Origin of the sequence: Candidatus Regiella endosymbiont of Tuberolachnus salignus, from assembly GCF_964020115.1 — a bacterium.
In the GTDB taxonomy this organism is placed as follows: Bacteria; Pseudomonadota; Gammaproteobacteria; order Enterobacterales; family Enterobacteriaceae; genus Regiella; species Regiella insecticola.
This window is the reverse complement of record NZ_OZ026542.1, coordinates 557,260-575,836: the sequence shown is the minus strand read 5'-3', so window position 1 is coordinate 575,836 and position 18,577 is coordinate 557,260. Positions and strand designations below refer to the sequence as shown.

Below are 18,577 nucleotides of genomic sequence, written 5' to 3'. Positions count from 1 at the left end.
GCATGGCCAACCGTAAACCCAAGCGGATCACCCCCGATGAATTCTACCGTGCAGCGGTAGGGAGTGCGCCGAAGGCAGGCTCCCTTGCTGCCTTGCTGCTGCGTTTTATTCTCTGGCGACAGGAAAGAAACTATTCAGAAAAAGGGATCTTCTCCCATGCGAGGCATATTTATCACTTTATTGAATGGTGCCATATTCGCGGTCTGGCTTTTCCTCAGGAGATCACTCGTCCGATCATGGAACGTTACCAGAGTGCATTACATCAGCAACATTATAAAAATAATCAAGACAAGCCGTTAAGTGTGCGTACCCAACATCATCGACTGACTGCGATCAAGACCTGGTTTACCTGGATGTCTAAACAGAGTCTTATCTTGGCTAATCCTGCGGCGGATTTAGAGATGCCGAAGCTGATGACACAATTGCCGCGTTATATTTTAAGTGTGAACGAAATTGAACACATCCTGAGGTTACCCGACCTCAGTACCCCTCAGGGCATTCGTGACAGAGCCCTGCTTGAGGTGCTTTGGTCAACGGGGATACGGCGTTCTGAACTGGCTAATCTGGATATCTATTCGGTTAACCGGGAGCGTTCCCTTTTGACTATTCGTCAGGGAAAAGGCAGACGGGATCGGGTAGTGCCGATTGGTGAGCGTGCGTTAACCTGGTTGGTGCATTATCTGGATGAAGTGCGCCCACAGAAGGTGATCAACCCTAAGTTGAAAGCGTTATTCCTCTCATCTGATGGTATGGGAGGTCTGGTATCCGAGAGCATTGGTTATCTGGTCAGGATGTATATCCGTGATTCAGGTCTTCCTACTTCAGGCAGTTGTCACCTGTTCCGTCATGCGATGGCCACACAGATGCTGGAAAATGGTGCTGACACGCGGTGGATACAGGCAATGCTGGGACATCAACGGTTGGAGACCACGCAGATTTATACCCAGGTCAGCATCCGAGCGTTGCAGGCCGTCCATGCGGCGACACATCCAGCCCAGCGTGAGCGACAACGTCTGTGTGATACTGATATCGCGGGTGAATAAAAAAGTTAGCTCGATAATCTTCAGCCTTGCTGGAGATCGAGGAAAGGCAGACAGTGCGCCTCCCTGCGCACTGCCTGCCCGGTCAGCTTCGGTGTTGGCGGGGGTAAATGGCGGCAGGCCAGCCGGGTCATGTGTTGTTGAAGGTGGGGAGTGGCTGGCCAGCCGCCATTTAACATAATGCAGGAGATTATGCGCACCGTCGCCGTTAGGGGGCATGCTGCCCTGACCGACTCGTGAGCGGCACCGGTTCGCATAATCTGCATTATGTCTTGCGCCCCCGCTTCGGCAGTGGGGTACAGTGTGGCGCGCAGGCTTCGCCTCCGCTGTCAGCCAATCCGTTCTTCTTCAGCCCTGCCGTCGCCGCCTTCCCTGGCGGCGCGTTAGCGCATCGTCTGTACGGCTCAGTGCATCAAACCTCTTTTTAATCGTCCTCACCCCTTACTGACTCTAAATACTGCCATGGTGTCTCCCCATCGCGGTTCTCTGTGGCATCCGAGTCATGAGCGCCGTTGACGGCGCTTGCGGGCTCTCTGCCGCCCGCGCCCGCAGAACCCGCGCCAGCGCCCCGGTAAACCGCGTCGCCGTCACGGGTTGCCGTAATCGCCAAAAACGCTGACTGCTAATGAAAAAAGAGGGTTATCTGTCTATACTGCGCAGATGAAAACCTGCCTTTCCCGCCTTTTATTGTCGTTACTGCTCCTGCTTCTTAGCGGTGTATCGGCGTTCGCGTTGGAAAACCGCGTATCAGAAAAAATATTGTGCGCCGAGACTGTACCGGAGGAAAATACGGTCTTACAGCCTTTGCCACGACTGGAAAATAACTGTTTTTTGACGAAAGGTTTATCGGATACTCGCTATCAGTTCGCCGGCAATATGGCCAATAACCTGCTGAGCAATCAGAATAACCAAGGGCATGCGCGTTCAACGACGCAAGCGGCGTTGAGTGAAGGGGCGTTGATTATCCGCAATCAAGATAAGCAACAACAAAACCTGGCTGAATTACGTCGTGATGTGGAACAGGCTAACCCGCATCTCAGCGCGATCTTCGATAAAGAGAAAGAGCAGCAGGGGTTAAAAACCGCGCAGCTACTCGGGGAGATTGGCAATCAAGCGAGCGACATTGCTCGCACGGAAGGAGCGATAGCAGCAGAAAAAGCGCAGAGAAATCCGCAAGCACGTGAGACAGCAAAAGCCGCGTTGGTTGCAAAAGGCAATCACTCCCCTACGGAGAGACAAATCACCGAACAAGCCCGTCATACCGCGATGGCCGATTACGGCACCGGCAGTGCGCTTCAGCAAGGCATGCAAGCCGCGACGGCTGCAATACAAGGGCTAGCAGGGGGAGACTTGAAATCGGCCATTGCAGGCGGCTCAGCGCCCTACTTGGCCGAGGTGATTAAAAAGACCACACCAGATGAACCCAGTCGAGTGATGGCGCATGCGGTGGTAGCAGGGGCACTGGCGCAGATGCAGGGGAATAACCCTGTTGCAGGCGCTGCCGGTGCCGCAACGGGAGAAATCGCTGCCAGCGTGATCAAAGCGCAGCTGTATCCTGATAAAAAAGTCAGCGCGCTCAGCGAAAGTGAAAAACAAACCGTTAGTACCCTATCTACTTTAGCCTCTGGGCTGGCGGGCGGCATTGCAGGCGACAGTACTGCCAGCGCGGTTGCCGGGGCGCAGGCGGGTAAAACGGTGGTGGAGAATAATTATCTGAGCAATGCTCAGCAATCTCAGAAAGCAAAAGAACTTGCCGAATGCCAAACACTGGCTTGTAAAGCCGGTGCTCAGGCGAAATGGACAGCGATAAACCTCGGTCAGGATGGCAGTTTTGCGGCAGGCATGGTAACGGGTGTCCCCGCGGCGCTGTATGAGGCAGTGGATGGCATAGTGAAAGCGGGAGCGAGTCCGTTGGAAACCTACACCTCCCTAAAAGCCCTGTTTAACAGCGGTGATGTGTTAGGTAATGTCTCTGAAGCGGTGAAGACATCGTATATTGCACGCATTGATAAAATGGAAGCGGAATATCAAAAAGCCGGTGCCAGCGGTTCATTTAATGCCGGTGTTGAAGGTGGTAAGCTGGTCGCGGATGTTGCCTCTTTAGTTGCCGGGGGGGCTGGAATTGTCAAAGGCGGTGCGGCACTGACGGAGAAAATTGCGGCTACCATTACTAATAAGCAGATTATTAAAGCGGCTGAGAAGATATCAACGGCGAAACCGGGTAAACAGTTTACGGCACCGAGGGATCTGAATGAGCAGATATTCTGGAAGCAAACTCAGTCAAATCCTAAAAGTGGTAATAAACTGGATGGTATGAATAATGATCCTCGATTCCCTAAATCAGCTGGATTCCAGAAAATGGAAGCGACTCATAAATTACCTGATGGCTCAGCGATTAGTATCCATTATCAATACAACTCAAATACTGGTAAGGCCTATGATATGAAAATCATTACTCCGCAACGCAATTCATTGCAGCCAGGGGCTTCTATTACTGAGGGAAGATAAAAAATGAGAATACAAGAAAGTGATGGTGAACTTGTTGATATATATGCAGTATACATTATCGACGGGGATGCTATGTGTTTAGGTCTTCCAAAGAATTATGGAGGTCTCCGCTCTTATAAAATGAAAAATGTCACAGTTATTGATCCTGCTCTATCAGGTGACTTTATTTATTTCCATAATAATGGCTATGGTATTTATCATTTGGCACTTATCAAAGAAAGACTACTTGATGATCTATTAGAACTTGATGAAACGGCTTACCAACGCTTCCTTGAGATCTTAAAAGCAGAAGGTCGTATAGAAGCGGATTTTTATTAACTCTAAATTGTTAGTCTGACAATCCCGGCTCTCGCCGGGATCACTATTTTAAGCCAACAACGTCACCCCTTTACACTCTACTTTAATCACCCCCGGAGCAGCTGCGGTGATTTCCACGTGTTCGGCTTGGGTGATGCCTATATCAGTTAGCCAGCTGCCGCTAATAACCATCTCTCCCTTGTCGCGCACCCAGTCAGCGCCCAGTTCTGGCTCGTTGGCTTCGCAGAGTGCATTCCATGTTTCGTTATTACCGATGTGAGTGATCCAAAGTGCCTTGTCTTGTATTAGCAGCTTAATCCGTGTTTTTGATTTAAAGCCATGCTGTGCCAGTGTTTTGCCAGAGAGAATCAGCTCAGGAAAAGCGCCAGAGGTAAAATGTCGTTTCATCTTAACCCCCAATTTTTATGTCTTTCTGATGATAATCCCCCAGCTGCTCACGCAGTAGCATTGCTTCAATCATGATGGCTAACTCTTGCTGTCTCTCTTCAGAGAGTTGTTCTGCTGTTTGCTGTCAACGCTACTTTAGATTGACCACTTTTTGCTACTTTAAAATGTCCAGTTTTTGCTAATTTTCCTGTTGGGTTTCTATTCCAGGCGCCTGGATAATATCAGTCGTTTTTATAGGCAACATGCCTGCTTTGCGTTTATTTTTGAGTCGATAGCTTTCTCCTTTAATATTCAATGTGGTTGAATGATGTAAAAGCCTGTCTAAAATCGCAGTTGCTAAAATGTGATCACCGAATACGTCCCCCCAATCAGTAAAACTTTTATTTGATGTGAGAATGATGCTCGCCTTTTCATAACGACGGCTCAATAACCTGAAAAATAGGCTAGCTTCTTCGCGATTCATCGGTAAATACCCGATTTCATCCAGTATTAATACCCTGGCATAGCACAGTTGCTGAAGTTGGCGTTCCAGACGGTTTTCTTGCTTTGCCTTCATTAAGGTACAGCAGAGTCTATCCAGAGGCATAAACAATACCCGATGCCCAGCTGTAGCTGCCTTGACAGCCAGCGCTATCGCCAAATGCGTTTTCCCTACCCCAGGTGGGCCTAACAAAATGACGTTTTCATGATGTTCGACAAACCTCAGCCCCGCCAGCTCGCGGATAATTTTCCTGTCTATACTTGGTTGGAAAGTAAAGTCAAATTGCTCCAAGGTTTTTATCCACGGCAAACGTGCTTGTTTTAACCGCGATTCCAAGCCTTTTTGGTGACGCCCGTTCCATTCCTGGGCTAATGCCTGCTGGAGAAATTCACGGTAGTTCAGTGCTTTCTTGGTGGCTTCTTCACATAAACTCTCCAACGCATCGCCCAGGTAATCCATTTTTAACCGTATCAACAAGTTTTCCATTTCCATCAGAGTAGCTCCTCATACACACTGAGCGAACGAGACGCTACTCGATTGACCTGTTGCCAAAGGGCTTGATGATGTTCTGGCACCTTTTGCCAGCCCTGCGTTACCTCCTGCAAGAGATGCGTCGCGAGCAGTTGCTCATCGCCGTAAATACGTAGCGTATTATCTAAACCGATACGAATATTAACCGCACGACCACACCAGAATGAAGGCACGCTATAGCGATTACCTCTGACATCGATATAGCTGTCCCATGCCACTTGTCGTAGGTCGAAGTAGCTGGTATCGAAATCAGTCGCAGGGAGTGGCATCAAGGCTATTTTTTCCTCAGCAAAACGATTTTCCGGTGTCTGCTTGAATTGACGAAGATGACGCTGGTCTGCCACTTTCGCCAGCCACATCGCTAGCAGTTGATTAACATGAGCGAAACTCTCAAACTGACGGTAGCGAGTGAAAAAATTGTGTTTAACATAGCCCACCATCCGTTCGGTTTTGCCTTTCGTTTGCGGTCGATAAGGCTTACAGGCGCGAGGGCTAAACCCATAGTGATTAGCCAGTTGCAGGAAGCCCGCATTGAACTCGATGTGGCCATTTTGTCCATGTTTGATAACAGCGGCTTTTTGGTTATCTACCAAGACATTTTTTACGCTGCCACCGAAGTAATTGAAGCTGCGAACCAGCGATTCATACGTGTGCTCAGCATCTTGCTTAGGGGCAGCAAAGACATGAAAGCGACGCGAAAAACCGAGCGTATTAACGGCAAAATTAACCGTACAGGCAGAGCCTGCCACCTCAACGATGATTTCTCCCCAATCGTGTTGAAGTTGATAACCGGGGAGGGTTTCAAAGCGTACCGTGTTTTTCGAGGCCCTGAGCGGACGTTTGGGATGTATATAACGTCGGAGCATCGCACTCCCACCCCGGTAGCCTTTTTCACGGATTTCCTCAAAAATAACCGCCGCATTCCAAACCTGTTCACTCAACCTTGAATCGATGTAGTCTTTAAAGGGCTCGAGTTTAGCAACCTGTTTTTTACCGCGTTTTGCTGTTGGCGGCGCAGGATAGCTAATGTGCCGTCTCACCGTTTTTTCTGAACACCCTATCTGATGGGCAATATCAACAATAAATGCCCCCTGTTGATGGCGTTGTTTTATCATGTAGTGGTCCTCTCTTCTTAGCATGCTTATTTCCCTCATGGCTTTGTCACCACAAAGGAAACTGCATTCTGGCTTGAGTGGACAAATTAAATTAGCAATTTACGGTCTTTTATCATTAGCGCTGACATTTGCAGCATTGTCCATCAACGAAGGCTGTGAAGTAATGACTAAACAGCCGTCCATGACTCTGACGGTCAGGGGTGTACCGGTGGTAAATCCCGCCTGTTCAAGCCATTTTCCCTTAAGCTTAATCTGCGGATAACGGTAGGTATCTGGAACGTAACCCACAATACTCTGGCGCAAGGCTTGGGGTGTGGTGGGTTTTGACTTAAAATGCGTGCTAGCCATAATCAACTGCTCCGTAGTTGGTGGTGGTTAGCGGTGGTTATGGGCTGCAATCCCTTAACCGCCGCGTTAAATGTCAGTTAGTTACGTGAATTATTGATCATTGCACCTAACATCTCCGAAATTATCTTCTGCTTTGTTTTTGGCAAGCTGTCTATCTCTTCTATCTGCTGTTGCCACTTCGGTACAGGTCCGCGCTTACTCTTTATTTTTTCTGGCGCTTCACCAAATAGCTCTTCCAGCGAAATCGTGAAAATCTGTGCCACAGAGGGAAGAGAAGAAACCTTAATCCTTCTTCTTCCTGCCTCCCATGCTTGTACGGTCTGTTGCGAAACTTTCAACTTCTCGGCCATTTCTGTCTGTGTTATGCCGTTTTTTTTACGCAACTGAGTAATACGTTCACCCAGTGCAATGAAGAAATCACGTTCTTCGTTGCTGATAGCCATAGCTGTTACCGATGTTGAATGTAATAGGACAGCCATAATTTACCTCACGTTTTACTACAATATGTTGTATATACTACAATAAGTAGTATATTGGTGTCGAGTTATTTTTATTAAAACCCTATTGACAAGGTTTTTAAAGGAACAGTTTTATGCCCCGTATACCAAACCATGAATTGGAACGCCTAAAATGTGATGTCAGCTTGCTCGCACTGGTTGAATCCCAAGGGCATAAGTTACGCAAGCAGGGCAAGGATTACGTGATGCTGTGTCCGTTCCATCAGGAGAAAACACCGTCACTGGTGATCAGCCCGGTTAAAAATCTGTATCACTGTTTTGGCTGTGGGGCGGCGGGGTCGGTGATTGATTGGCTGATGAAGACACAATCGCTGTCATTGCCGCAGGCGGTGAAGGTGCTTCAGGGGGAGGGGGTGGTATCAACTTCTTCTTTAGCGGCTGCGGTGCCTCAGCCGCGGTTGCTGGATGTCGATGAATCCGGCCAGGCACTGTTGAATCAGATTGTTGATCATTATCACCAACACCTTCTTTCCTCGCCGGAAGTCTTAGCCTGGCTGGAAAAGCGCGGGTTAACGCACCCTGAAATGATCCGTTATTTTAAGCTCGGTTATTCCAATCAGACGTTGCCGCAATTACTGCCCTCCCCCTCGAGCAAAGACGGAAAGGCATTGCGTGAGCGGCTGGTGAGCGTAGGGGTGCTGCGGGAGACAACCAAACAAGAGCATCTGCGCGGTTGTTTTGTGGTGCCGGTGATTGGCAGCGCGGAAAGTCATGCGGTAGCCCAACGTGGCCGGGTATTGCAACTTTACGGGCGGCGGATAGGGGTGGATAGCCAAATTAGAAAGGGCAGCGCTAAGCATCTGTACCTGCCTTCGCCGCTCAGTGGGGTGTGGAACGAGGCGGCGTTAGCGGGCTGCGATGAAATTATTTTATGCGAAGCGCTGATCGATGCCTTGACCTTTTGGTGTGCAGGTTATCGTAATGTGATCAGCAGCTACGGGGTGCAGGGTTTTAATTCGGATCATCTGGCGGTGTTGCAATCTCACGGCATTAAAAAGGTGTTGATCGCTTATGATCGCGATGAAGCCGGTGATACGGCGGCACAAAAATTAGCGCCTGAGTTGCTGGAGCGGGGTATCGAGGCCTGGCGAGTACAATTCCCAAAGGGATTAGATGCCAATGACTATGCGGTCAAAAGCGGCAATGCCGAGCATGCGTTAGGGCTGGCGTTGCAACAGGCATTGTGGATGGGGCAGGGCAGTGAGCCGAATGGGGTGTTCGCCCATGAAAAACCGATGGTAGCAGCCACTTCTTCTTTAGCTGCCTTGCCAGAGGTGGCCGCAGAACAAACGGCCAGCGGAGAAGTGATTATCCCCTTTGGGCTGCGAATATGGCGAATACGCGGCTGGCAGAAAAATCATTCGTCTGAAGTGATGAAAGTTAACGTGCAGGTCAGGGATAACGGCAGCGGGGCGTTCCATGTGGATCAGCTGGATATGTATGCTGCCAAGCAGCGCGGGGTTTATATCAAAACAGCGGCGCTGGAGCTGAGTTGTGATGAAGCGATCATCAAACGTGATCTGGGCCGTGTGTTGCTAAAACTGGAGCAGTTACAGGATGCGGCGTTACAGGCGGCATTAGCCCCCCAAAATAGCACGGTGGCGGTATCGGCTGAGGATGAATCGTCGGCGCTGGCACTGCTTAAATCGCCTGATCTCATTGATCGGGTGGTGAGTGATTTAGCTTCCTGCGGCGTGGTGGGCGAATCCAGTAATTTACTGGCTGGTTATTTAGCGGCAGTCTCGCGCAAATTAGAAAGACCACTGGCAGTGCTAATCCAATCTTCTTCAGCAGCAGGAAAATCGAGCTTAATGGAGGCAGTGCTAGGCTTAATCCCAGAAGAAAAGTGGGTGCAATACTCAGCAATGACCGGGCAGCGCCTGTACTACTTAGGTGAAACCAATCTGCAACATAAAATCTTAGCCATCGCCGAAGAAGAAGGGGTGCGCCAAGCGGCTTATGCGTTGAAATTATTGCAATCGGATGGCGAGTTAAAAATCGCCTCGACCGGTAAAGATGAAGCCAGCGGTGATTTAATCACCCGTGAATATACCGTCAAAGACCCAGTGATGCTGATGCTCACTACCACCGCCATCGATGTAGACGAAGAGTTGCTAAATCGTTGCCTGGTCTTATCGGTGAATGAATCACGCGAGCAAACCCAGGCCATTCATGCGTTGCAACGGCATAAGCAAACGCTGGCAGGGCTGTTGACTGGAAAAGAGCACGATTATGTTAAAAATCTGCATCAAAATGCCCAACGGCTGCTTAAGCCGCTCAATGTGGTGAATCCCTTTGCTAGCCAGCTCACTTTCCTGAGTGATAAAACACGAACCCGCCGTGATCATATGAAATACCTGACGTTGATCCAATCGATCACCTTGCTGCATCAATATCAGCGGCAAGTCAAAAGGGTAAATCACCGTGGCAAGCCGTTGGAGTATATCGAAGTAGAGCGATCTGATATCGCGCTGGCTAATCGGCTAGCGCACGAAATATTAGGCCGTACGCTGGACGAGATGCCGCCGCAGACAAGGAAATTGTTGGTGTTGATACAAGCAATGGTGAAAGAGCAGGCTGGGGTGCAAAGCTGCTTGGCGAATGAGGTACGGTTCACGCGGCGGGATATCCGTGAATTTACCCACTGGAGCGACAGCCAGTTGAAGAATCACTGTCTGCGGCTGGTTGAAATGGAATATCTGTTGGTACATGGCGGGAGTCGGGGTCATCTATTGCAATATCAGCTGCTGTATGATGGCTTTGCGCCAAAGGGCGTACATTTATGCGGATTATTAGACGTGGAAAATACTGTTGATAATGAGGGCAATGAAAGCAAGTCTGGCTCTGATGAATGCAAGTCTAGGTTAGCCGCCGCCCTGCCTCAAGAAAACAATCACAGAGAGGTGAAGCATGGGATTGCGTGATAAACGGCGGGAGGAGCAGGTTATCGGCGATGCCACTGATCCGCGGGGATTTTATCAACGGATGCAGCATTATCTTGAATGGCAGCGAGAGCGTAACGGCACGGCCCAGACGTTGCGTAACAGGGAAAATCAGTTGCGTCATTTCCTGATCTGGTGCGATGAGCGTGGGTTGAATCGTCCAGATGAGGTGAGCTTAGGTGCGCTGGAGCGCTATCAACGCCATCTCTATCATAGCCGTAAACCGAATGGCGAACCGCTGAGCGTCAGTACTCAGTGTAATCGACTGGATGCGCTAAAAAGCTTTTTCCGTTGGCTGACTCGCCGCCATTATCTCCCGTCTAATCCGGCAGCGGATCTTGAATTGCCGAAGAGGGGGCAATGCTTGCCGAAAGATGTGCTGAGTGTGGCCGAGGTGGAGACCCTGCTGGCGTGGCCGCCAATCCATCGGACCAAAGGGCTGCGTGACCGTGCGATATTGGAAGTGCTGTACAGCACCGGTATGCGCCGTGCCGAGCTGGTCGGGTTAACGCTACAGAGTATTCATCATGAACGGGGTACCGATTGCATATTATCATCAAGAAGATCGCTCAATAACCCCCTGTGTCAGCATAGTTGTCGCCTGTTAATATTAAGGAGAACACCATGCCGGCAAACCCCGTGCCTATCAATATCAAGCAACAAGGGTTGCTCTGGCTTCAACCTCCGTATAATTGGTCTCACCGGCAAATAGCGAAGAAGCTAGACGTGAGCCCTTCGGTTGTTTCAAGATGGAGAAACGAGTTAATGAGTGATGGCCTGTTATGTGAAGATGAGCAGTTTTTAAAGAATAACGAAGGTTGGTCGCCCGAACAGCGTTTTGCGGTGGTCATTGAAAGCGCAGTGATGTCTGAAATTGAGCTGGCCGAATACTGTCGGCACAAAGGATTGTTTGTTGAACAGGTAAAGGAATGGCGAACGGCTTCGCTCCGGGCTCATGAGCCGAAAGCCTTGAATAATCATAAAGTTGATAAAGTCGTCAAAGAATACAGACAAAAGATCCGTGAACTTGAAAAAGAACTCACCAGAAAAGAAAAGGCGCTGGCGGAAACCGCAGCGCTACTGGTATTAAGGGAAAAGTTCAATGCCCTCTGGGACAACAGCGAGGACGTCTAATACCTCTCCCGGAGCGGCTTAATATAGTTGATATGCTTAGGAATGCGATGAAACAGGGGGCTCGTAAGGCGCAAGCCTGCCAGGTCATTGGGATTTCAGTCAGAACACTGCAACGCTGGCGCAACAATTGTCACAACGCTCCCCTGGCCGACAAACGGTCAACGGCCGTTCGCAATGCCCCCAGCAACAAATTGTCTGATGCTGAACGACAGCGGATCATGGAAATCTGTAACTCACCAGAGTTTTCAAGTTTCCCTCCGAATGTCATCGTTCCGACGCTGGCTGATAGGGGAATTTATATCGCCTCTGAGTCTACGTTTTATCGCGTGCTCAAAGCGAACAAACTGTTAACACCTAGACGTCGAGAGAGAAGTTATAAACGTCCAGGCGCACAAAAAACGACAGCACCGAATCAGGTATGGTCCTGGGATAGTAGTTATTTGCCAACACCTATAAAAGGTCGGCATCTTTACCTCTACATGATGATGGACATTTTCAGTCGGAAAATTGTGGGGGCAGACGTTTTTGAACAAGAATCCGGCGAACAGGCTGCAGAGCTACTGCAACGATGCATCTGGAAAGAAAAATGCGCGGGCAAAAAAATCATTCTTCATTCAGATAATGGTGGCCCCATGCGTAGTTATACCCTGTTGGCGAAAATGTACGATCTGGGGGGAATCAGTTCATATTCTCGCCCACGAGTCAGCAATGATAACCCTTATTCCGAATCCTTGTTTCGAACGGTGAAATATTGTCCCCAGTGGCCAGCCGAGGGGTTTACTTTACTCAATGATGCCAGAGCCTGGGTAGCTCAGTTTGTGAACGGGTACAACCTTGAACATAAACACAGTGGTATCAAGTACGTTACTCCAGATGAACGTCATAGGGAGGCAGATAAAGAAATATTAGCTAAACGGAAAGCCATCTATGAATTAGCTCGAGCTAAAAAACCCGAACGTTGGAGCAAAGGCTGTCGTAACTGGAATTTTATTCATGAAGTGATGCTGAATCCGGAAGTAAGTGCTGCATAAAACAGTTTCAAGCGACAACTACATTGACAAACACCGCCGGAAAGTGATGCGCTGTTTTTGGCGAAAGACGGTCAAGGGTTCAGTCTGGACGGCTTGAGCAGCCATATTGGCAAGCTGATCCGCGAGTCCGGTGTGCGAAAAGCGGGGAGTTGTCACTTACTGCGCCATAGCATGGCCACCCAGATGTTAGAGAATGGGGCAGATACCCGCTGGATACAGGCGATGTTGGGTCATTCTGATATGAGCACCACGCAAATCTATGCAAGGGTAAGTATTCGGGCGTTAAAAGAAATTCATACGGCAACCCATCAGGCAAGGCGGGTGCAATCTCTGGAAGCTGATCTTGACAGTAAAGAGGAAAACTAAAATACTAACTATTATTAATAGATAGTAACTTAATCAGGAGCATTGCTATGCCAACCAGTGTTGCACTCAGTCCTCACTTCGAAGAATTTATTCAGAAACAAATCAATAGTGGTCGCTATAACAATGTCAGCGAAGTTATCCGAGCAGGGTTACGTGAATTGGAAGACCAAGCACAGGCGAAAAAACTAGAAGCACTTCAGTCAGCGGTTACACGAGGTATTAATAGCGGTGAAGGGGTTCCTGCAGAAGAAGTATTCAAACAGCTTCGTCATAAATATCAGCAAATGTCAGAAAATGGACGGAAATAATGGCAATGAGGGTGTGGGCTGCTATGATGTGGCGATAAGCGTAGAGTGAGCGACAGAATCAGAACATCGGGCTTGGTAATGCAGATTGACAGCGTTGTCATATGGGGTAAGCAATAGTATGCCGGTAATACTACGATTTAAGGGTTATAAGTTTTTTTTCTATTCAAATGAGGGTTATCCACTGGAGCCGATTCATATTCATGTCAGGAATTCGGGTAATGAAGCGAAGTTTTGGTTAGTACCTATGGTTCAATTGGCTCGTAATGACGGTTTCAGCGCCCGCGAGTTAAAAGAGTTGAGCTATGTGATAGAGGAAAATAAGGTGTTGTTAGAGGAGGCTTGGAATGATTATTTCTGCTAAAACAGTACGATTTGATGAATATCATCTGTGGGTTGAGTTGAGTGATGCGCGTACATTGGGCGTTCCTTTGTCATGGTTTCCAAAGTTATTGAATGCCAGTGATACAGAGCGTAATCAGTTTGAGTTGAGCGCCAGAGGGATACACTGGGAAAATCTGGACGAAGACATTTCCATTGTAGGTTTGTTAAATGGGCAGGGAGACATTACCCATCGGCCTCACCACGCCGCCTAATTTAGAGTGGGTGACAAGATGCTACAGAGTGAAAAAGTGCGTCCGGCAAAAAAATGCCGATCGACAATGAACTTAGAGGAAATTCAGTGCATAACGCCTTGTTTCATCTTAGAAAATTGTTATCCAATGAATAAGCAACAACAAAACCTGGCTAAATTACGTCGTGATGTGGAACAGGCTAACCCGCATCTCAGCGCGATCTTCGATAAAGAGAAAGAGCAGCAGCGGTTAAAAACCGCGCAGCTACTCGGGGAGATTGGCAATCAGGCGAGCGACATTGCCTGCACGGAAGGAGCGATAGCAGCAGAAAAAGCGCAGCGCAATCCGCAAGCACGTGAGACAGCAAAAGCCGCGTTGGTTGCAAAAGGCAATCTGTCCCCTACGGAGAGACAAATCACCGAACAAGCCCGTCATACCGCGATGGCTGATTACGGCACCGGCAGTGCGCTTCAGCAAGGCATGCAAGCCGCCACTGCTGCAATACAGGGGTTAGCAGGGGGAGACTTGAAATCGGCCATTGCAGGCGGCTCAGCGCCCTACTTGGCCGAGGTGATTAAAAAAAGCACGCCAGATGAAAGCAGCCGTGTGATGGCGCATGCGGTGGTAGCAGGGGCATTGGCGCAGATGCAAGGGAATAACCCTGTTGCAGGCGCTGCCGGTGCCGCAACGGGAGAAATCGCTGCCAGCGTGATCAAAGCGCAGCTGTATCCTGATAAAAAAGTCAGCGCGCTCAGCGAAAGTGAAAAACAAACCGTTAGTACCCTATCTACTTTAGCCTCTGGGCTGGCGGGCGGCATTGCAGGCGACAGTACTGCCAGCGCGGTTGCCGGGGCGCAGGCGGGTAAAACGGTGGTGGAGAATAATTATCTGAGCAATGCTCAGCAATCTCAGAAAGCAAAAGAACTTGCCGAATGCCAAACACTGGCTTGTAAAGCCGGTGCTCAGGCGAAATGGACAGCGATAAACCTCGGTCAGGATGGCAGTTTTGCGGCAGGCATGGTAACGGGTGTCCCCGCGGCGCTGTATGAGGCAGTGGATGGCATAGTGAAAGCGGGAGCGAGTCCGTTGGAAACCTACACCTCCCTAAAAGCCCTGTTTAACAGCGGTGATGTGTTAGGTAATGTCTCTGAAGCGGTGAAGACATCGTATATTGCACGCATTGATAAAATGGAAGCGGAATATCAAAAAGCCGGTGCCAGCGGTTCATTTAATGCCGGTGTTGAAGGTGGTAAGCTGGTCGCGGATGTTGCCTCTTTAGTTGCCGGGGGGGCTGGAATTGTCAAAGGCGGTGCGGCACTGACGGAGAAAATTGCGGCTACCATTACTAATAAGCAGATTATTAAAGCGGCTGAGAAGATATCAACGGCGAAACCGGGTAAACAGTTTACGGCACCGAGGGATCTGAATGAGCAGATATTCTGGAAGCAAACTCAGTCAAATCCTAAAAGTGGTAATAAACTGGATGGTATGAATAATGATCCTCGATTCCCTAAATCAGCTGGATTCCAGAAAATGGAAGCGACTCATAAATTACCTGATGGCTCAGCGATTAGTATCCATTATCAATACAACTCAAATACTGGTAAGGCCTATGATATGAAAATCATTACTCCGCAACGCAATTCATTGCAGCCAGGGGCTTCTATTACTGAGGGAAGATAAAAAATGAGAATACAAGAAAGTGATGGTGAACTTGTTGATATATATGCAGTATACATTATCGACGGGGATGCTATGTGTTTAGGTCTTCCAAAGAATTATGGAGGTCTCCGCTCTTATAAAATGAAAAATGTCACAGTTATTGATCCTGCTCTATCAGGTGACTTTATTTATTTCCATAATAATGGCTATGGTATTTATCATTTGGCACTTATCAAAGAAAGACTACTTGATGATCTATTAGAACTTGATGAAACGGCTTACCAACGCTTCCTTGAGATCTTAAAAGCAGAAGGTCGTATAGAAGCGGATTTTTATTAACTCTAAATTGTTAGTCTGACAATCCCGGCTCTCGCCGGGATCACTATTTTAAGCCAACAACGTCACCCCTTTACACTCTACTTTAATCACCCCCGGAGCAGCTGCGGTGATTTCCACGTGTTCGGCTTGGGTGATGCCTATATCAGTTAGCCAGCTGCCGCTAATAACCATCTCTCCCTTGTCGCGCACCCAGTCAGCGCCCAGTTCTGGCTCGTTGGCTTCGCAGAGTGCATTCCATGTTTCGTTATTACCGATGTGAGTGATCCAAAGTGCCTTGTCTTGTATTAGCAGCTTAATCCGTGTTTTTGATTTAAAGCCATGCTGTGCCAGTGTTTTGCCAGAGAGAATCAGCTCAGGAAAAGCGCCAGAGGTAAAATGTCGTTTCATCTTAACCCCCAATTTTTATGTCTTTCTGATGATAATCCCCCAGCTGCTCACGCAGTAGCATTGCTTCAATCATGATGGCTAACTCTTGCTGTCTCTCTTCAGAGAGTTGTTCTGCTGTTTGCTGTCAACGCTACTTTAGATTGACCACTTTTTGCTACTTTAAAATGTCCAGTTTTTGCTAATTTTCCTGTTGGGTTTCTATTCCAGGCGCCTGGATAATATCAGTCGTTTTTATAGGCAACATGCCTGCTTTGCGTTTATTTTTGAGTCGATAGCTTTCTCCTTTAATATTCAATGTGGTTGAATGATGTAAAAGCCTGTCTAAAATCGCAGTTGCTAAAATGTGATCACCGAATACGTCCCCCCAATCAGTAAAACTTTTATTTGATGTGAGAATGATGCTCGCCTTTTCATAACGACGGCTCAATAACCTGAAAAATAGGCTAGCTTCTTCGCGATTCATCGGTAAATACCCGATTTCATCCAGTATTAATACCCTGGCATAGCACAGTTGCTGAAGTTGGCGTTCCAGACGGTTTTCTTGCTTTGCCTTCATTAAGGTACAGCAGAGTCTATCCAGAGGCATAAACAATACCCGATGCCCAGCTGTAGCTGCCTTGACAGCCAGCGCTATCGCCAAATGCGTTTTCCCTACCCCAGGTGGGCCTAACAAAATGACGTTTTCATGATGTTCGACAAACCTCAGCCCCGCCAGCTCGCGGATAATTTTCCTGTCTATACTTGGTTGGAAAGTAAAGTCAAATTGCTCCAAGGTTTTTATCCACGGCAAACGTGCTTGTTTTAACCGCGATTCCAAGCCTTTTTGGTGACGCCCGTTCCATTCCTGGGCTAATGCCTGCTGGAGAAATTCACGGTAGTTCAGTGCTTTCTTGGTGGCTTCTTCACATAAACTCTCCAACGCATCGCCCAGGTAATCCATTTTTAACCGTATCAACAAGTTTTCCATTTCCATCAGAGTAGCTCCTCATACACACTGAGCGAACGAGACGCTACTCGATTGACCTGTTGCCAAAGGGCTTGATGATGTTCTGGCACCTTTTGCCAGCCCTGCGTTACCTCCTGCAAGAGATGCGTCGCGAGCAGTTGCTCATCGCCGTAAATACGTAGCGTATTATCTAAACCGATACGAATATTAACCGCACGACCACACCAGAATGAAGGCACGCTATAGCGATTACCTCTGACATCGATATAGCTGTCCCATGCCACTTGTCGTAGGTCGAAGTAGCTGGTATCGAAATCAGTCGCAGGGAGTGGCATCAAGGCTATTTTTTCCTCAGCAAAACGATTTTCCGGTGTCTGCTTGAATTGACGAAGATGACGCTGGTCTGCCACTTTCGCCAGCCACATCGCTAGCAGTTGATTAACATGAGCGAAACTCTCAAACTGACGGTAGCGAGTGAAAAAATTGTGTTTAACATAGCCCACCATCCGTTCGGTTTTGCCTTTCGTTTGCGGTCGATAAGGCTTACAGGCGCGAGGGCTAAACCCATAGTGATTAGCCAGTTGCAGGAAGCCCGCATTGAACTCGATGTGGCCATTTTGTCCATGTTTGATAACAGCGGCTTTTTGGTTATCTACCAAGACATTTTTTACGCTGCCACCGAAGTAATTGAAGCTGCGAACCAGCGATTCATACGTGTGCTCAGCATCTTGCTTAGGGGCAGCAAAGACATGAAAGCGACGCGAAAAACCGAGCGTATTAACGGCAAAATTAACCGTACAGGCAGAGCCTGCCACCTCAACGATGATTTCTCCCCAATCGTGTTGAAGTTGATAACCGGGGAGGGTTTCAAAGCGTACCGTGTTTTTCGAGGCCCTGAGCGGACGTTTGGGATGTATATAACGTCGGAGCATCGCACTCCCACCCCGGTAGCCTTTTTCACGGATTTCCTCAAAAATAACCGCCGCATTCCAAACCTGTTCACTCAACCTTGAATCGATGTAGTCTTTAAAGGGCTCGAGTTTAGCAACCTGTTTTTTACCGCGTTTTGCTGTTGGCGGCGCAGGATAGCTAATGTGCCGTCTCACCGTTTTTTCTGAACACCCTATCTGATGGGCAATATCAACAATAAATGCCCCCTGTTGATGGCGTTGTTTTATCATGTAGTGGTCCTCTCTTCTTAGCATGCTTATTTCCCTCATGGCTTTGTCACCACAAAGGAAACTGCATTCTGGCTTGAGTGGACAAATTAAATTAGCAATTTACGGTCTTTTATCATTAGCGCTGACAGAGTAACGGTAAATTCCCGCGCCAACAGGTTGGGTACGATAGAATGATTATGAGCGCTGTCCGTTGTTATCTTATGGCGTTTTGGATAACGGGCAAAGGTAGGTCTTCTTTTGCTCACGAATAAACTGAAATCTTATCCGTTTTCTTTCGCAAAGAAGACCGCCGCTTTTTTTAATATTTCACGCTCCATTAACAAGTTATTGCGCTCTTTGCGCAGACGAAGTAATTCTTCACGCTCGGCCAAACTAAGACTCACCTGTTCAGAGCCTACCGGGGAAACTCCCCCCCTTTCAGCCTTGACCCAGCTTTTTATCGCACTTAATGAAACCCCTAAAC

21 protein-coding genes and 1 pseudogene are annotated in these 18,577 nt (G+C 48.3%); 12 read left to right on the top strand and 10 right to left on the bottom strand.

Annotated features, from left to right (window positions below):
• Window positions 1–2: 2 nt before the first annotated feature.
• A complete protein-coding gene (xerC, locus tag AACL30_RS02985) occupies window positions 3–1,043 on the top strand; it encodes a site-specific tyrosine recombinase XerC (protein WP_339057762.1) in 1,041 nt (346 codons plus the stop codon).
• A 20-nt stretch (window positions 1,044–1,063) separates the two neighbouring features.
• Here the strand turns inward: xerC and AACL30_RS02980 are convergent, their stop codons facing one another.
• Entirely contained in the window at window positions 1,064–1,240 is a 177-nt protein-coding gene (locus AACL30_RS02980; protein ID WP_339057761.1) for a hypothetical protein, read from the bottom strand.
• 460 nt (window positions 1,241–1,700) lie between these two features.
• Here AACL30_RS02980 and AACL30_RS02975 point away from each other — a divergent pair, with 460 nt between their 5' ends.
• Together AACL30_RS02975 and AACL30_RS02970 are read left to right on the top strand one after the other, a co-directional pair.
• A complete protein-coding gene (locus tag AACL30_RS02975) occupies window positions 1,701–3,548 on the top strand; it encodes a VENN motif pre-toxin domain-containing protein (protein ID WP_339057760.1) in 1,848 nt (615 codons plus the stop codon).
• 3 nt (window positions 3,549–3,551) lie between these two features.
• On the top strand, window positions 3,552–3,866 hold the full coding sequence (locus AACL30_RS02970) for a hypothetical protein (RefSeq protein WP_339057753.1): 315 nt from the start codon (window positions 3,552–3,554) through the stop codon (window positions 3,864–3,866).
• Between the two features lie 48 nt (window positions 3,867–3,914).
• Here the strand turns inward: AACL30_RS02970 and AACL30_RS02965 are convergent, their stop codons facing one another.
• From AACL30_RS02965 to AACL30_RS02945, 5 genes are all read right to left on the bottom strand, one after another.
• Window positions 3,915–4,253, bottom strand: a complete 339-nt coding sequence (locus tag AACL30_RS02965) for a hypothetical protein (RefSeq protein WP_339057752.1) — start codon at window positions 4,251–4,253, stop codon at window positions 3,915–3,917.
• A 178-nt stretch (window positions 4,254–4,431) separates the two neighbouring features.
• Complete coding sequence (gene istB, locus AACL30_RS02960) at window positions 4,432–5,229, bottom strand: IS21-like element helper ATPase IstB (protein ID WP_339058365.1); 798 nt, start codon at window positions 5,227–5,229, stop codon at window positions 4,432–4,434.
• Window positions 5,226–6,404, bottom strand: a complete 1,179-nt coding sequence (gene istA / locus AACL30_RS02955; protein ID WP_339056344.1) for an IS21 family transposase — start codon at window positions 6,402–6,404, stop codon at window positions 5,226–5,228. Before istA (AACL30_RS02955) ends, istB (AACL30_RS02960) begins: the two co-directional genes overlap by 4 nt.
• Window positions 6,405–6,479: 75 nt before the next feature.
• Window positions 6,480–6,728 (bottom strand): SymE family type I addiction module toxin, encoded by a 249-nt coding sequence (locus AACL30_RS16305; protein WP_422389568.1) that lies wholly within the window; start codon window positions 6,726–6,728, stop codon window positions 6,480–6,482.
• 77 nt (window positions 6,729–6,805) lie between these two features.
• Complete coding sequence (locus AACL30_RS02945; protein ID WP_339057759.1) at window positions 6,806–7,171, bottom strand: helix-turn-helix domain-containing protein; 366 nt, start codon at window positions 7,169–7,171, stop codon at window positions 6,806–6,808.
• Window positions 7,172–7,320: 149 nt separating this feature from the next.
• Here AACL30_RS02945 and AACL30_RS02940 point away from each other — a divergent pair, with 149 nt between their 5' ends.
• The 9 genes and pseudogenes from AACL30_RS02940 to AACL30_RS02900 all read left to right on the top strand — a co-directional run bounded on the left by AACL30_RS02940 (window position 7,321) and on the right by AACL30_RS02900 (window position 15,600).
• On the top strand, window positions 7,321–10,170 hold the full coding sequence (locus AACL30_RS02940) for a CHC2 zinc finger domain-containing protein (protein WP_339057758.1): 2,850 nt from the start codon (window positions 7,321–7,323) through the stop codon (window positions 10,168–10,170).
• Window positions 10,157–10,900, top strand: a complete 744-nt coding sequence (locus AACL30_RS02935; protein WP_339057757.1) for a tyrosine-type recombinase/integrase — start codon at window positions 10,157–10,159, stop codon at window positions 10,898–10,900. The genes AACL30_RS02940 and AACL30_RS02935 overlap by 14 nt, the downstream gene beginning before the upstream one ends.
• Window positions 10,813–12,353 (top strand): IS3 family transposase gene (locus AACL30_RS02930; RefSeq protein ID WP_339057458.1). Its coding sequence is split into 2 segments (ribosomal slippage): window positions 10,813–11,287 and window positions 11,287–12,353, totalling 1,542 coding nucleotides; the frame shifts between segments, so codons are not numbered across the junction. The genes AACL30_RS02935 and AACL30_RS02930 overlap by 88 nt, the downstream gene beginning before the upstream one ends.
• A 48-nt stretch (window positions 12,354–12,401) precedes the next feature.
• A pseudogene (locus AACL30_RS02925) lies at window positions 12,402–12,719 on the top strand (tyrosine-type recombinase/integrase); the annotation flags it as partial.
• Between the two features lie 47 nt (window positions 12,720–12,766).
• Window positions 12,767–13,027 (top strand): type II toxin-antitoxin system ParD family antitoxin, encoded by a 261-nt coding sequence (locus AACL30_RS02920; RefSeq protein ID WP_006707949.1) that lies wholly within the window; start codon window positions 12,767–12,769, stop codon window positions 13,025–13,027.
• A 118-nt stretch (window positions 13,028–13,145) separates the two neighbouring features.
• The gene (locus AACL30_RS02915; protein ID WP_339057756.1) at window positions 13,146–13,388 is read left to right on the top strand and encodes a DUF4160 domain-containing protein; all 243 of its coding nucleotides are present in this window, start codon (window positions 13,146–13,148) and stop codon (window positions 13,386–13,388) included.
• Window positions 13,372–13,620, top strand: a complete 249-nt coding sequence (locus AACL30_RS02910) for a DUF2442 domain-containing protein (RefSeq protein ID WP_339057755.1) — start codon at window positions 13,372–13,374, stop codon at window positions 13,618–13,620. The genes AACL30_RS02915 and AACL30_RS02910 overlap by 17 nt, the downstream gene beginning before the upstream one ends.
• A 126-nt stretch (window positions 13,621–13,746) precedes the next feature.
• Entirely contained in the window at window positions 13,747–15,282 is a 1,536-nt protein-coding gene (locus AACL30_RS02905) for a VENN motif pre-toxin domain-containing protein (RefSeq protein WP_339057754.1), read from the top strand.
• A gap of 3 nt (window positions 15,283–15,285) precedes the next feature.
• On the top strand, window positions 15,286–15,600 hold the full coding sequence (locus AACL30_RS02900) for a hypothetical protein (protein WP_339057753.1): 315 nt from the start codon (window positions 15,286–15,288) through the stop codon (window positions 15,598–15,600).
• Window positions 15,601–15,648: 48 nt separating this feature from the next.
• On the opposite strand, the gene AACL30_RS02895 is transcribed toward AACL30_RS02900, so the two are convergent.
• The 4 genes from AACL30_RS02895 to AACL30_RS02880 form a co-directional block, all read right to left on the bottom strand.
• Complete coding sequence (locus AACL30_RS02895; RefSeq protein ID WP_339057752.1) at window positions 15,649–15,987, bottom strand: hypothetical protein; 339 nt, start codon at window positions 15,985–15,987, stop codon at window positions 15,649–15,651.
• 178 nt (window positions 15,988–16,165) lie between these two features.
• Complete coding sequence (gene istB, locus AACL30_RS02890; protein ID WP_339058365.1) at window positions 16,166–16,963, bottom strand: IS21-like element helper ATPase IstB; 798 nt, start codon at window positions 16,961–16,963, stop codon at window positions 16,166–16,168.
• Window positions 16,960–18,138 carry an IS21 family transposase gene (gene istA / locus AACL30_RS02885; RefSeq protein WP_339056344.1) on the bottom strand — a complete coding sequence of 393 codons (1,179 nt, stop codon included), beginning with the start codon at window positions 18,136–18,138 and terminating at the stop codon, window positions 16,960–16,962. Before istA (AACL30_RS02885) ends, istB (AACL30_RS02890) begins: the two co-directional genes overlap by 4 nt.
• 236 nt (window positions 18,139–18,374) lie before the next feature.
• The gene (locus AACL30_RS02880) at window positions 18,375–18,497 is read right to left on the bottom strand and encodes a hypothetical protein (protein ID WP_339057048.1); all 123 of its coding nucleotides are present in this window, start codon (window positions 18,495–18,497) and stop codon (window positions 18,375–18,377) included.
• Between the last annotated feature and the right edge of the window lie 80 nt (window positions 18,498–18,577).

Bases quoted from the DNA above. Each gene is read 5' to 3' on its own strand.
- xerC (WP_339057762.1), top strand. From the start codon at position 3: ATGGCCAACCGTAAACCCAAGCGGATCACCCCCGATGAATTCTACCGT.
- AACL30_RS02975 (WP_339057760.1), top strand. From the start codon at position 1,701: ATGAAAACCTGCCTTTCCCGCCTTTTATTGTCGTTACTGCTCCTGCTT.
- AACL30_RS02970 (WP_339057753.1), top strand. From the start codon at position 3,552: ATGAGAATACAAGAAAGTGATGGTGAACTTGTTGATATATATGCAGTA.
- AACL30_RS02965 (WP_339057752.1), bottom strand. From the start codon at position 4,253: ATGAAACGACATTTTACCTCTGGCGCTTTTCCTGAGCTGATTCTCTCT.
- istA (WP_339056344.1), bottom strand. From the start codon at position 6,404: ATGCTAAGAAGAGAGGACCACTACATGATAAAACAACGCCATCAACAG.
- AACL30_RS16305 (WP_422389568.1), bottom strand. From the start codon at position 6,728: ATGGCTAGCACGCATTTTAAGTCAAAACCCACCACACCCCAAGCCTTG.
- AACL30_RS02945 (WP_339057759.1), bottom strand. From the start codon at position 7,171: ATGGCTATCAGCAACGAAGAACGTGATTTCTTCATTGCACTGGGTGAA.
- AACL30_RS02940 (WP_339057758.1), top strand. From the start codon at position 7,321: ATGCCCCGTATACCAAACCATGAATTGGAACGCCTAAAATGTGATGTC.
- AACL30_RS02935 (WP_339057757.1), top strand. From the start codon at position 10,157: ATGGGATTGCGTGATAAACGGCGGGAGGAGCAGGTTATCGGCGATGCC.
- AACL30_RS02920 (WP_006707949.1), top strand. From the start codon at position 12,767: ATGCCAACCAGTGTTGCACTCAGTCCTCACTTCGAAGAATTTATTCAG.
- AACL30_RS02915 (WP_339057756.1), top strand. From the start codon at position 13,146: ATGCCGGTAATACTACGATTTAAGGGTTATAAGTTTTTTTTCTATTCA.
- AACL30_RS02910 (WP_339057755.1), top strand. From the start codon at position 13,372: ATGATTATTTCTGCTAAAACAGTACGATTTGATGAATATCATCTGTGG.
- AACL30_RS02905 (WP_339057754.1), top strand. From the start codon at position 13,747: ATGAATAAGCAACAACAAAACCTGGCTAAATTACGTCGTGATGTGGAA.
- AACL30_RS02900 (WP_339057753.1), top strand. From the start codon at position 15,286: ATGAGAATACAAGAAAGTGATGGTGAACTTGTTGATATATATGCAGTA.
- AACL30_RS02895 (WP_339057752.1), bottom strand. From the start codon at position 15,987: ATGAAACGACATTTTACCTCTGGCGCTTTTCCTGAGCTGATTCTCTCT.
- istA (WP_339056344.1), bottom strand. From the start codon at position 18,138: ATGCTAAGAAGAGAGGACCACTACATGATAAAACAACGCCATCAACAG.